Annotated in this window: 7 protein-coding genes and 1 riboswitch; of the genes, 3 read left to right on the top strand and 4 right to left on the bottom strand. The window is 57.0% G+C overall.

Going from position 1 to position 13,160, the window contains the following annotated elements:
- Positions 1 to 61: 61 nt before the first annotated feature.
- Genes N512_RS0103455 through N512_RS0103445 form a run of 3 tightly spaced genes read right to left on the bottom strand, consistent with a single transcriptional unit; the run spans position 62 to position 4,483 of the window.
- Entirely contained in the window at positions 62 to 1,240 is a 1,179-nt protein-coding gene (locus N512_RS0103455; RefSeq protein WP_028779417.1) for a lipocalin-like domain-containing protein, read from the bottom strand.
- Entirely contained in the window at positions 1,240 to 3,825 is a 2,586-nt protein-coding gene (locus N512_RS0103450; protein WP_028779416.1) for an FtsX-like permease family protein, read from the bottom strand. The genes N512_RS0103455 and N512_RS0103450 overlap by 1 nt, the downstream gene beginning before the upstream one ends.
- On the bottom strand, positions 3,818 to 4,483 hold the full coding sequence (locus N512_RS0103445; RefSeq protein WP_028779415.1) for an ABC transporter ATP-binding protein: 666 nt from the start codon (positions 4,481 to 4,483) through the stop codon (positions 3,818 to 3,820). The genes N512_RS0103450 and N512_RS0103445 overlap by 8 nt, the downstream gene beginning before the upstream one ends.
- 355 nt (positions 4,484 to 4,838) lie before the next feature.
- A riboswitch (glycine riboswitch) is annotated at positions 4,839 to 4,939 on the top strand.
- A 117-nt stretch (positions 4,940 to 5,056) separates the two neighbouring features.
- On the opposite strand from N512_RS0103445, the gene N512_RS0103435 reads away from it, so the two are divergent.
- Complete coding sequence (locus N512_RS0103435; protein WP_028779413.1) at positions 5,057 to 6,424, top strand: alanine/glycine:cation symporter family protein; 1,368 nt, start codon at positions 5,057 to 5,059, stop codon at positions 6,422 to 6,424.
- On the opposite strand, the gene N512_RS22135 is transcribed toward N512_RS0103435, so the two are convergent.
- Positions 6,409 to 7,317: a LysR substrate-binding domain-containing protein gene (locus N512_RS22135; protein WP_051472632.1), complete on the bottom strand. Its 909-nt coding sequence runs from the start codon at positions 7,315 to 7,317 to the stop codon at positions 6,409 to 6,411. The genes N512_RS0103435 and N512_RS22135 overlap by 16 nt on opposite strands.
- A gap of 90 nt (positions 7,318 to 7,407) precedes the next feature.
- Here N512_RS22135 and N512_RS24310 point away from each other — a divergent pair, with 90 nt between their 5' ends.
- Both N512_RS24310 and N512_RS0103425 read left to right on the top strand, forming a co-directional pair.
- The gene (locus N512_RS24310; protein WP_156029044.1) at positions 7,408 to 7,557 is read left to right on the top strand and encodes a hypothetical protein; all 150 of its coding nucleotides are present in this window, start codon (positions 7,408 to 7,410) and stop codon (positions 7,555 to 7,557) included.
- Positions 7,558 to 7,806: 249 nt separating this feature from the next.
- Entirely contained in the window at positions 7,807 to 13,110 is a 5,304-nt protein-coding gene (locus N512_RS0103425; RefSeq protein WP_028779412.1) for a PAS domain S-box protein, read from the top strand.
- Positions 13,111 to 13,160 lie beyond the last annotated feature (50 nt).

Genomic DNA, 13,160 nt, shown 5'->3' with positions numbered 1-13,160 from the left:
TGCAATATTAATGCAACGTCATTTTGAGAATAGTTCTTGTTTACTACCTAAAGTGGGTTATTCAATAGCCGGTCAGCTCCATATAACCCACGCCGGTTTGTGTGCCTTTGATGGTGATTGGCCCCTCCCAGTAGGGGATAGACAGGTTCATGGCGGCATTGGGATTGAGGGCTTCCAGAGTCAGTGACAGAGACTCTCCCGGCAGCTCCAGTTGCCAGGCTACAGGGTAGCGACCGCTGGCCGTTTGTTGCCAGTTCTTGACGCTGAGGCTGATATCATCGAGCGCCAGCAGGTGGCCGCTGCCGTCGGGATACATGCGCTTGCCGCTGAAAAAGGCTTTATTTTCCTGCTCTCTGAGCTGAAACAGCATCAAGGCCGAGCCATCATCGAGCCGCAAGGCGAACCAGTCCCAGCCCTGTTGGCCGCGACTGAGAAATTCTGAGCTCCACTCCCTATCGAGCCAGGCATTGCCGGATACCTGCAGCCATTGCTCCTTGTGGCGCACTCTGCCTTTGACTCGAATAAAGGGCTGGCTGTAGTAGTAAGAGGCTACAGTGCCGGCGGCATTTTTACGGCTGAAACCCTTGTCTCCCTGAATCTGCAGCTCGGCCTGGCTATCGAGTTGTAACTCGAAGGCAAAGTCCTCTTCGCTGACCTGTAACCTGGCGGGAAACAGCCCGCTATTGGGGCCGCTTGCCGCCTGACTTTGCCAGCGCCAGTTATCGAGCCAGACCCTGAGCGGCAAGCCCATGGCTCCGGCTTGAGCTCCCTGGGGATGGGCTGCTTTGCCTTGGGGCGCGGCAAGCGCGCCCCTGGCCCAGCGCTCGGCACTTTGGTGACTGTTTTGAAAACTCAGTGCACTGTGAGCCATATAAAGCTGATTCGTCGCCCAAGGAGAGCTGGATTCAGGTTCATCCGGGGAGAGGGCGATACGAAACTGAGTCCATTGCAGCCCGAGGGGCTCACCGCTTTGCGTGGTCAGATTGGCGGTCAGATACCACCACTCCTGACGAAACCTGGGGTGGGGCAGGTGATCTTCCGGAAACTGCAGCGCCGCACCGGGCTCGACTTTGGCATAGCCTTCGCTCGCTGTCCCCATCACCCGGCTCATGGCCCGTGAGTCTTGCTGCAGAGCCTGATCTTGATAACCCTTATTGCAGCCACTCAACACAGCGCCGCCCAGCAGTAGACCCGCTAACAAGGGCGCTACGGCACGCCACCGCATTGTAATCAATCGCATTAGAGCACCTCCTGTTGCAGGCTGGAGACCAGAGAGCGGCGGCTCTGCCAGTAGAGGGGAACTATCACCGCCAGGATGCAGCACAGCAGCGACAAAAGCACCACCCGGCCATAGGCCAGCCAGTCCCACTGCATGGCTATGGTCCAGCCGAAGGCCTGCAGCGTCACCTTATGGATAAGCAGGTAACCGAGAATCGCCCCCATGGGCAGGGCCAACAGACAGGTGAGCAGCACTACCAGCAGCATCTGCAATAGCAACATAGACAAAAGCCGACCACGGGTAAGCCCGAGTGAGCGTAACATGGCGAGGCTCGCCTGGCGGGACTGGGTCAGCATCAGCACTGCACTGAAAAGCCCCACGGCGGCCACCAGTAAGGTCAGGGTGTTGAGCACCAGGGTAATGCTGAAGGTCTTGTTGAAGACCCGAATCGCCTCGTCGCGAATTTTTTGCTGGCTGTAGACCTGTACCGGGCTGAGTCCGAGCTCTTGAATGAGGGCGCGCTCGAGGGCGGCAATGCTTGTGAGTCCTGCCCCCTTGGCCCTTTCTGCACTTGTTGCTATGCCGCTCACAGCCAGGCTAACGGCTTCAGTTGGCAACTTAAGCCTGTGCCAGAGGGATTGCGCCAGCAGGACCTCACCCTTGGGATTGCCATAGTCGTAATAGATGGCGCTGATGGGTAGGGTCAGTGGTGTCTTACATTCCTTTTCCGGGCAGAGGCTGAGCTTGTCGCCCGGCGCCAGCCCCAGCGTCAGGGCCAAGGGCTCGCTGATAGCCAGAGCCTGGCCTTGGATCACCGTCAGCAGCGCTTGCTGTTGCTTGTTTTGGGCTCCTTGCACTTGTTCCTTGGAGGCAACTTGGGCTGGGGTCTTCAGCGCCGTGGTGCGCGCGATAGAGTCGGCGTCCCGACTGATAAGGTTTATCTCCAGCGCATTGCCGCTCCCCTTGGCATAGAAGGGCGCCTGCCATTGGTAGAAGTGAGCCAGTCCGGGGGCTTGCTGCTCAAGAAAATGCTCCAGATTCGCCATATTGCCGGCGCCCGGGCGGATATAAAGCTCGGCATGCAGGCGGGTGTCGAGCCAACTTCTGAGGGTCTTGTCAAAGCTGCCTACCAGGGTATTCATGGCGATATTGGCACACAGGGCCAGTAGCAGCGCCATCATGGCCAGCGCCAGCGGTGCCACCAGCTCTCGGGTATCGGCGATGGCGTACTTGCTGAGCCCGGACGGAAACAGCCGCGCCAATAGCCCGAGTAAAGACTGCAACAGTTGCGGCAACAGCAGCGGGATAGCCAGGGTCAAGAGCCCCATCAAGCCCAGGCTGTGTTGGTGGGTTTGGCTCAAGGGGTAAAGCAGCGCCGTCAGGGCAAGCAGCGCAACCCCGATGAGAAACAGGCGTTTATGCATGCTTCTGTGCCTGTGGGCATGCCATTGGCTCTGGGTATTTTGCGCCAGGCTCTGATGACACAGCTCAAGATACAGGGGCACGCAGGCCAGCAGTGCGGCGATAAGTGTCAGACCGGCGCCTTCGGCCAGCCATTGCCAGCGCCAGTTCCCCGGCAGCAGAGTCGCGCCATAGAGCTGCTCCAAGGTCAGCGCCACCATGGGCTGCAGCCACTGGCTGAGCTGCAGCGCCAGAATAAAGCCGCTGGCCGAGCCAATGAACACCAGCAGCAACAACTCCAGCAGCAGCGCCAGCATCAGGGCGCGCCGTCCCAGGCCCTGCTTGAGCAACAAGAGCAACAAACGGCGGCGTTTCATTAGGCTGTAGCGCACGCCGTTGTAGGCGATAAACAGCCCCACCACGAAGGCCAACATCCCCATGGCGTTGAGGTTCAAATGAAAACTGCGGGTGAGCGCGGTCAGGGCGGCGCCCTTGTCCTGCTCGCTGATATTCAGCTTATCCAGCGGCAGTCCGCTTTGCTTGAGCCGTTCTTTGAGCCTTTGCGGCTCGCCAAAGAGGGCGATATAGCTGAGCGAGCCCTCGCGCTTTAACAACTGCTGGGCCAGCGAGATATCCAGATAGAGGCGGTTGCCGAGCAGCTGTGAGTCGGCGAGCGCCAGCACTTCGAGCGCGCGCCCACTGAGGGATAGGGTTGGCGGCGCCTTGAGTCCTTGATGCAGACTGTCACTCATGACAATAATGGGCTCACCGGCGAGCAGTCTATTCAAAGGCAGATGGTTGCGGCCATTGCCCCTTTGCTCGAAGGTGCCGAGGGCGGCAATGATATCGCTGCCTTCCACTTGCCATTGGCGACCCTGAGCGTCGTCAAGGACGCCGCTGATCACCGGCAGTGCCTGGATGCCGCTTTGGCGCAGTTGAAAATAGAGTGCTTCATCGAGGCTGGCCCCGCGGGCCTTGGGGGTGATAAACAGGCTGGCCTGTTGTCCCAGGGCTTCGCCCGCCTCACGGTAGCTGTTGATGGCGTTGTCGTTGGTGGCCTTGACGCCAATCAGCAGAGTCACCGCCAACACCACTCCCAGCAGTATGGCGCCGGCTTGCAGTGGTGCCTTGCGATAGTGGGCCAGGGTGACTTTCAGGGCCTGCCAGGCCAACTTGATTGTGGTCAGCGCCCCTGTGTCATTCATGAATGCGCCCTTGCTGCAGGTGCCAGCGGCGCTGCATATAGGCGGCGGCCGTTTCGCTGTGGGTGACCATAAGAATGGCACTGCCGGCATCGGCGGCGAGAGCGCACAAAAGCTGCATCACCTCATCACCGGCGGCGGCATCCAGGTTGCCTGTCGGCTCATCGGCCAGCAGTAATTCAGGCCTATGGGCCAAGGCGCGGGCAATGGCGACTCTCTGCTGTTGACCACCACTGAGGCTTTCGACTTCCCGGTTCAACAGTGGCGTCAGCCCCAGCGCCTGCACCAGGTGATCGCACCAGGCTTGCCAGCCTTCACCGAGCAGCGACAGGGGAAAAAGAATATTGTCGCGAACATTGAGCGGCGTCAGTAGGTTGAATTGCTGGAACACCACTCCCAGATGGCGGCGGCGAAAGGCGCTCCACTGTTTGTCCTGCCAGCGGCTGCTGTCTTGACCTGCCAGCAGAATGCGGCCCTGATCCGGGTGCTCAAAACCGGCTATCAGATTCAGCAGTGTGCTCTTGCCGCTGCCACTGGGGCCGGTCAATGCCACCGTCTCGCCGGGTTTGATCTCCAGGCTGAGATTTTCCAGCACCCTGTGGGGGCGATCGCCGTCCAAAAATCCTTTGCTTACCCCTTCCAGCAACACCTGGCTCTGCATTTGAACTCCTGTGAACCGCAGTAATCTGCTACAGCATAACAAGTTTTTTCAATCGGTGAACTCGACTTTCAGCTGTTGTTACCGCGTGAACCGAACCCGGTTCGGTCGCTCGGGGTGTAGGCCAAGGTCAAATTTTTTGCAGCAAACAGGGCGCGAGTCGGCTTTGCCCCTTGAGCCGGGGGCCATTTAGGCGCAAACTGTGCCACCTGCCACAAATAACGTGGCAATCCGTTCGGATGAAGGTAGCAGGAGAGTGGGGAATCGCCCCCACACCGACGAGGCAATTTCCACCGGTTAACCCGGTTGGAGGTACTCTTTCAGGTGCCGGTCAGCATTGACGGCGTGGACTGTTACTGGACGAGCCTCTGGAGAGACCGGGAATGCCCCGGCGCCGAAGGCGAAAGTGCCGGCTTAGGCCAGCGCGAAACGCTCAGGCAAAAGGACAGAGGAGAGGATGATTGCACCGCCGTGCCTCTGGTGACCTTTCGCCTTTGGCCTCTGCTGCCGCGGTTTCGCAGCCATTTCTTTTCCTCCTCCGTTTATTAATTTTGATGTTTAATAACTGAGGAATCTATGGATTTTCATGCACTTCTTACCCAGATAAACGCTATTGTCTGGGGACCTGCCACCTTACTCTTGTTGGTGGGAACCGGTATTTATCTGAGCTTCAGACTGGGATTCATTCAACTGTTGCGTCTGCCGCTGGCGCTGCAGTTGCTGTTCAAACCCGCCAATGGCAAGGGGGAACTCTCCTCTTTTGCCGCTCTTTGTACCGCGTTGTCGGCCACCATAGGCACGGGCAATATTGTTGGGGTGGCTACTGCCATCAAACTCGGTGGCCCCGGCGCCCTGTTCTGGATGTGGATTGCCGCCTTGTTTGGCATGGCCACCAAGTACGCCGAGTGTCTATTGGCACTTAAGTTTCGCACCACAGATCGCCACGGTAACATCGCCGGTGGCCCCATGTACTACATAGAAAAAGGCCTGGGACTCGGCTGGCTGGCCAAGCTGTTTGCGGTTTTCGGTGTCGGTGTCGCTTTTTTCGGTATCGGGACTTTTGCCCAGGTCAATGCGATTTCCGAAGCCCTGACCATCGCCTTTGATGTGCCAGCCTGGAGCACGGCCGTGGTGCTGACCTCGCTGGTGGCTGCCGTGACCTTAGGGGGTGTTAAACGGATTGCGGCTGTGGCACAAAAGTTGGTGCCCACTATGGCTATAGGCTATGTGGTTGCCTGTCTTTGGGTGCTGCTGAGCGCCAGCGAGGCGATTCCGGATGCGATAGCGCTGGTGTTGCATTCCGCCTTCAATCCAGTGGCGGCCACCGGTGGCTTTTTGGGGGCCGGTATTGCCCTGGCGATTCAAACCGGGATTGCTCGCGGAGTGTTCTCCAACGAGTCGGGTTTGGGTAGTGCTCCGATAGCGGCGGCAGCCGCCAAAACCAAGGAGCCGGTTGAGCAGGGACTGGTGAGCATGACGGGCACCTTCTTCGATACCATTATCATCTGCACCATGACCGGCTTGGTGCTTATTCTTACCGGTGTCTGGAATGGCGATACCGCCGGGGCCGGCATGACCAGTGCTGCTTTTTCCAGTGCCACCACGCCGCTGATTGGCCAGTATTTGGTGACTGTGGCGCTGGTGTGTTTCGCCTTTACCACCATTCTTGGCTGGAACTATTATGGCGATCGTTGCTGGAGCTATCTCACCAAGGGCCGCTGGATCCCGCTCTATCGCTGGGTTTTTCTCGGGCTTATTGCCTCGGGCGCATTTATCACGCTGGATCTCATCTGGCTGCTCGCCGACATAGTCAATGGCTTGATGGCGATACCCAATCTGATTGCCATTATAGGTCTGCGCCACCTGGTGCTGGCAGAAACCCGCAGTTATTTTCAGCGTCTGCGCGGCTGCGGTGATGAGGCCCTGCCTCAGGCCGATGCCTGAGTCTTGAGCGAAGCAATCAAGGCCTGTAACCAGTCTTCAAACCGCCTTATCCTGGCCAGTTTTGGGGAGGTGGCGTGATACAAGAGGTGATAGCGGATCCCACCCGGCAGCACCTGCGGCAGAGGCGCCGTGAGCGTACCGGCGCGGATATATTGCTGGGCCATCAGGCGGGAGCCTAAAAACACCCCGTGGCCTGACAGCGCCGTGCTCAGTGCCATATCCAGATTGGCGACCCGCACCCAATTGAGCGCCTGGGTATCCGGCGTGATACCTGCCGCCGCAAACCAGGCCAGCCAATCCTGTCCCGGCTTGTCGTCGGCATCAATAAGCCAGCATTGGCTCAGTTGCGAGGCTTGGGTGAGTGCTTGCTCCTGTGCCAGTTGGCTGGAACACAGGGGCACAGTGTCATCGTCGAACAGGTGACGACAGTAAAGCTCACCCGCGTCAATGTCACCAAAACGTATCCCGATATCCATCTCTGCGTGTTGGAGATCTTCCAGCTGACTCGAGGCCCAGACCCTGACCTTGATTTCCGGATGCAGCCGATTGAACTGCCCAAGATTCGGCAGCAGGATCAAGGAGGCAAAGGACTGAGTTGTCGTGATGTTGAGCTCTCCTGGAACCCCCTGACATTGTATCTCTTGCCAGCAGGAGCCGATGGAGCCGAATGCCGCCGTCAGGGTATCGGCCAACTGCTGAGCACGGCTGGTGGGCTGCATGCTGCGACCGCGGCGAATAAAGAGTTTGATCCCCAGGTGAGCCTCCAGCAAGCGTAGCTGTTGGCTGACCGCCGCTTGGGTGATATGTAACTCTTCTGCGGCTTGGGTGTAGCTCTTGTGCCGCGCCGCCGCTTCCAGGCAGCGCAGTCCCTTGAAGTGATCTAAGTGTTCCATAAGCTGTGCTTATTTTAATGGTAAGAAATCATCGTTGGTTTTACGGTGGGCGCCGCGGCAGAATGCATTTGGTCACCACAGGAGCTCGCCATGAATTCAGCCACTCAAAAACCTTGTTTAAACCCAGATAGTAGAGATTCTGCTGCCAATAGCAAGCCGCTTGAAAAGGGGCGGTTTCAGCGCTGGCTTGCAGCTATTGGCCGTTCTCTTTCTCTGCAACATAAGAGTTTATTTAAATAATTCCAGCTTATCTTTTTCTGTGTGTTTTATGTCAGTTGGCTGCAGCTGACTTTTTTGTGAAATTTGCTCCGCTTCACTTGTTTAACCGCATGGCTAATGCTTAAATAACAAGGTTGATTTTTGACCTTTAATCAGTTAGTTGACTTCAGTCGCCTGATGTACTTCGGCATTGATTGCCCAAGAGAGTGTGTCTGACAATAGGACTTTGCAGTTGCAGAGTCGCAAGGAAATCGTCAGAGAGGCAGAGCTATGCCGGATACCGCGACACTCAGAACTTTTCGCAGCCGTATTCTGTTGCAGATAGCCATTCCCTTAATCAGCATCATGACTGTGATTTCGGGGGTTACCGGCTGGTATAACTATCAGGAAGAAGAGAAAGCCTTCTTTGCCGACTTGGCTGAAAAGGCAGACTTCGCTGCTAAAAGGCTCGAGTTTGAGCTGTCTTTGGCACAAAGGGATAGCCAGACACTGGCTTACAGCCTGGGGAATCTGGAGTCTTTCGAACGTCTGCAACAAGCGGACAATCTCTATCAGCTGCTCAGGGACAGGTTGCAGCGCAACCCCAACTTTTACGGCAGCGCCATCGCCTTTCAGCCCGGGTTTCTGCCCGGGCAAAAACGCTTTGCTCCCTATGCCTTTCGTCAGGACCTGTCGATTGTCACCATGGACATAGGCCAGGAAGCCTATGACTACACCAGTGGCGAGTGGGACTGGTGGACCGAAGCACTCAAACATGCCGAAGGCTACTGGACGGCCCCCTATTTTGATGAAGGTGCCGGCAATGCACTGATGATCACCTTCTCGCAACCCTTTGGCAGCGAAGGGGCGCCGCTGGGCGTGGTTACCACAGATCTGGCACTTTCCAGCCTGCCGATACGTTTGGGGATAGATCCCAAAAAGCTGTTGGTATTGGATAACCAGGGCAGGCTCATCTATCACCCGGACAATAATCTTACCCGCAACGCCAAATTGGAAGACTGGCTGGCTAATACCGCCGCCGGCAAGGAAGCAGCGCAGCATATCTATGCCGCCGACACCCCCGAGGTGGCCCTGAGCGATCTCAACGGCGTGCAGTACCTTGCCAGTGTCGCCAGGGTTGCACCACTGGAGTGGCGGGTGTTGGTGATCACGCCGCAAAAGCAGTTGCTGCGTTCTTTCCTGCAGGATTTCAGCTCCTTGACGCTCAACCTGTTGTTGCTGGCTATGATACTGCTGGTCACCAGTTACTGGAGCGCCAAGCGTCTCACCCAGCCTCTGGAGCAGTTGGAAGCCGGGATAGTGGACTTCAGCAAGGGGTTGATCAAACGCTTGCAAAAACCCGAAGGTGTGGTGCGGGAGATTGCGACTCTCAGCAATAAATTCAATGAGATGGCTGAAATTCTCGAAGAGAGGGAACAGGCGCTGCTCGACTCCCGCGGCAACAGGTTTGCCAAGCTTATCGACGGCATGAGTGATAAGTCCTTCTACTGCTCCATGGATCCCAACGGCGCTATAGTACAGGCGAGCGAAGGGGTGAAGAAGGTCTTGGGTATCACTCCTGAAGTGCTCAGGCGTAAGTATCAGCGGCTGTTTTCCAGCAACAGTATCAATGAAGCCAACTGGCAGTATATGGAACAGGCGCTGGCCGGCGAGTCGGTGCCGCCGCATCAGGTGGAGTTGGCCGATGCCGAAGGTGGCTTGAGGCGTTTGGATCTGTTTATGCAGCCTCTGCTCGATGATGAAGGCAAGCTGATTTCGGTGGAGATGCTGTTTAATGATGTCACCGAGCAGTTTTCCGCCGCGGCCTGGTCCAACGCCGTGCTGGAGGCGGCGCCGGAGGCGATGCTTATCGTCGATGAAGGCGGCATGCTGGTGTTCTCCAACAGCCGCTGTCAGGAGCTGTTCGGTTATGCCGCCGAGGAGATGCTCAAACTCAATATCGACCAACTGTTGCCGGAAGTGGACCGGCTGGAACACGCAGCCAAGCGCCATGCCTTCGTGACCGACGGCAAGGATCGCATGATGGCCAAGGGCAAGGCGCTGCAGGCACTCAAGTGCGATGGTTCCCAGTTCCCGGTGCAGATAGGTTTGAGCCTGTTGCCGGCCGATCACAAGGGCAAACGTCAGGTGGCGGCATCGATTCGGGATCTGACCGAGCAACTGGCGGTAGAGCGTAAAATTCGCGAGAGCGAGAGCCGTTTTCGTGGGCTGGTATCCAACATCCCCGGCGCCGTTTATCGTACCCGGGTCGATGAACAGTGGACCATGGAATATGTCAGCGACAATATCACTGAGATAAGCGGCTATCCGGCCTGGCATTTCATCGACAGCAAGAAGCGCAGTTATGGTTCCCTGGTCATAGATGAAGACAAACAGCTGTGTATCGACACCATCAACTCGGCCCTGGCCGAGCAGCAAGCCTTCGATGTCGAGTACCGTATTCGCCATCGGGATGGCAGTGTGCGTTGGATCCATGAAAAGGGTAAGGCCAGCTATGATGAAGACGGTAACCCGCTGTGGTTCGATGGCAGCCTCAATGACATCACCGACAGCAAGCTGGCTCAAGAGAAGATGGAGCAGTCACGGGAGCAACTGGAAACCATCACAGAGTCTGTGCCCAGCACTGTGTATCAACTGTTTTGGCAAAGCCCGCAGCAACGCAGATTCACTTTCCTTTCCAGTGCAGCCATCGCCACTCTTGGCCACCACAAGAATGAGGTGATGGCCGATTTTGATCTGGTGGCCGAGCGGATCGTTGCCGAAGACAGGGGCAGCATTATTCGCCTGCTTTCAGGTGAGAGTGGACTGCAATGGATTAAAGAGTTCCGCTACCGGCATCCTTCCGGTGAGGTGCGTTGGTTAGAGGCCGGTGCCAAGGGCAGTAAACAGCAGGATGGCATGCTCTGGAACGGTTATCTTACCGATATCAGCGGCCGTAAGGAGATGGAAACCGAGCTGGCCCAGAGTGAGGCCCACTTCCGGGCCCTGTTTGATAACGCAGGTATAGGCATAGTCAACCTGGACGATCGCGGCACCATAATGGATTGCAATGGCCAGTTCTGCAGTGACATGGGCATGAGTGCCGAGCAGCTCAAACGTCGCTCGTTTGCCGACTTGATGGCGCCGGAAGACAGAAGCAATGCCAGCGAGCTGTACGAGCGCCTGAAGCGAAGTGACGATCACAGTGTCAGCGGCGAGTGGCGCCTGCTCAGTGCCTCCGGCGAGCCGATGTGGATGGCAATCAACGCCTCCGAGCTTGAAGAGGAAGAGGGCCGTGAACGTTCTGTGGTTATGAGTATCGCCAACATTACCCGCCTCAAGCTCTTGTCCAACGAACTGATGGCTGCCAAGGAAGATGCCGATGCCGCCAACAAGGCCAAGAGTGACTTCCTTGCCAATATGTCCCATGAGATCCGCACCCCGATGAACGCCATTATCGGCATGTCTCAGCTGTGCCTGCAGACACAGTTGGATCGCAAACAGCGTAACTATGTGGAAAAAATTGAACGGGCTTCGCAATCCCTGCTGGGGATCATCAATGACATTCTCGACTTCTCCAAGATTGAGGCCGGCAAACTGGATATCGAAGTGGTGCCGTTCCAGCTCGACAGTATTTTGGAAGATCTCGGGGATATGTTCTCTGAGCGCGCCGCCGACAAACAATTGGAGCTGCTGTTTGCCGTGGCCCCCAGCGTACCCAGCCACCTGGAAGGGGATCCGCTGCGTCTCGGTCAGGTGCTTATTAACCTGATGAACAACGCCATCAAATTCACCGAACGGGGTGAAGTGATGCTGTCGATAAGTGAGCTCAGCCGCGAGCAGGATGAAGTGATCCTGAGATTCGCGGTGCGCGACAGTGGCATAGGTCTGACGGCCGAGCAGCAAGCCAGATTATTCAAGTCTTTCAGCCAGGCAGATACCTCGACCACACGTAAATACGGCGGTACCGGGCTTGGGCTGGCGATTTCCAAACAACTGGTAGAACTGATGGGCGGTGAAATCGGCGTCGAGAGCCAGTTTGGCAACGGCAGTTGTTTCTTCTTCACTGTGCGGCTCAAGGTTGCGGAAAACGACAAGCTGAATGTAGAGCAGGAACTGGAGGGCATGCCCATTCTGGTGGTCGATGACAACGGTACCGCCAGAGATATATTGCGGACCACGCTGGAGAGCATGGGCTTTACCGTTGACTGTGCCCGCAGCGGCATGGAGGCGCTGGATAAGGTGAAGCGCAAGTCCTACAAGATGGCCTTGATCGATTGGAAGATGCCTGAGATGGACGGCATGGAAACCGCGCGGCAGATACTGCAGGTAAAAGAGCCGCCGCTGATCCTCATGGTGTCGGCCCACGCCAACAGTGGCTTTATCGAACAGTTGGAGCAACTCGGGATCAACGGCTATATCACCAAGCCGGTCAGTGCCTCCAGGCTGCTCGATGGCATTATGCTGGCTCTTGGGCGTCAGGGCCATATTCCTGTCAGGCGCAAGGCGTTGGATCTCGAATCCCTGCAACTGGCAGCTCTTGCCGGCAAACGTGTGTTGCTGGTGGAAGACAACGAGATGAATCAGGAGGTGGCGACCGAGTTTCTCGAACAGGTAGGCATAGACTTATCCATTGCCGAGAATGGCCAGATAGCACTGGAGAAGTTGGCGCAGCAGCAGTTTGATCTTGTATTGATGGACTGCCAGATGCCTGTGATGGATGGATATCAGGCCACAGAGGCACTGCGCAAGATGCCGGGGCTTGAGCAGTTACCTGTGGTTGCCATGACGGCCAACGCCATGGCCGGTGACAAGGAGATGTGTCTGCGAGCAGGCATGAATGATCACATCGCCAAGCCGATAGAAGTCAGCCTCTTGTATCAGGTGTTGTTGCAGTATCTGGGAGGTGGGCAAGTCCCGGCCGCTGCAGGGAATAATGATGCCGGTATGGCCGATGGCGATGCTCCTGAGAATCTGGTGAGCTGGCCGGAACACGAGAGCCTGGATATCGATCGGGGACTGCAGCTGGTACAGCATTCAGAGCGCCTCTATCGGCGCATCTTCGAGCGTTTCCTCGGTAGCCAGGGCAATGTCGGCAAACGGATTCGCAAGGCGCTCAAGGAACAACAGCAGGAAGAAGCGGTCAGGGCGGCGCATACCCTTAAGGGGCTGGCAGGTAACCTCTGCTCCGAGCCTTTGGTGGAAGAGGCCAGGCAATTGGAAGCCAAGTTGGCGGCCGGTGAAGAATGTGAGCAAGAGTTGCTGGCGGTGGAAACCCGGGTTGCAGCCATTGTCGAAGCCATTGCGGACTGGATGGGTGATAAGCCACAAAGCGATCCACTGGCGGAAGGTGATGCCGTCGAGGAGATGGACCCCGAGGCGCTTAAAACCGCCCTGGAGCAACTGCTGCAGAGTCTGGAAGACGCCGATGCCGAAGCCGTTGTTCAACTGGAAGCATTGAGCCGCAGGGTGAGCAAGCCTCTGTGGCAGCGCCTGAAACCTGTCAGCAGTATGGTCGGCAGCTATCAGTTTGACGATGCCGCCGATCTTATCCGCGAGCTGCAGCAGGAGCTGAACGAGACCGAGCAGGCCTGACTATACTCATTAGGGGATATGCCATTAAAGCGCTGTGGCGCTGAAATAGG

Source organism: Shewanella sp. 38A_GOM-205m, assembly GCF_000518445.1.
Taxonomy (GTDB): domain Bacteria; phylum Pseudomonadota; class Gammaproteobacteria; order Enterobacterales; family Shewanellaceae; genus Shewanella; species Shewanella algae.
The sequence above is the reverse complement of the archived record's forward strand: the minus strand, read 5'-3'. Positions and strand labels throughout refer to the sequence as shown.

What these genes read in the sequence shown, in the direction of transcription:
- N512_RS0103450 (WP_028779416.1), bottom strand. Translation starts at nt 3,825, where the DNA reads ATGAATGACACAGGGGCGCTGACCACAATCAAGTTGGCCTGGCAGGCC.
- N512_RS0103445 (WP_028779415.1), bottom strand. Translation starts at nt 4,483, where the DNA reads ATGCAGAGCCAGGTGTTGCTGGAAGGGGTAAGCAAAGGATTTTTGGAC.
- N512_RS24310 (WP_156029044.1), top strand. Translation starts at nt 7,408, where the DNA reads ATGAATTCAGCCACTCAAAAACCTTGTTTAAACCCAGATAGTAGAGAT.
- N512_RS0103455 (WP_028779417.1), bottom strand. Translation starts at nt 1,240, where the DNA reads ATGCGATTGATTACAATGCGGTGGCGTGCCGTAGCGCCCTTGTTAGCG.
- N512_RS0103435 (WP_028779413.1), top strand. Translation starts at nt 5,057, where the DNA reads ATGGATTTTCATGCACTTCTTACCCAGATAAACGCTATTGTCTGGGGA.
- N512_RS0103425 (WP_028779412.1), top strand. Translation starts at nt 7,807, where the DNA reads ATGCCGGATACCGCGACACTCAGAACTTTTCGCAGCCGTATTCTGTTG.
- N512_RS22135 (WP_051472632.1), bottom strand. Translation starts at nt 7,317, where the DNA reads ATGGAACACTTAGATCACTTCAAGGGACTGCGCTGCCTGGAAGCGGCG.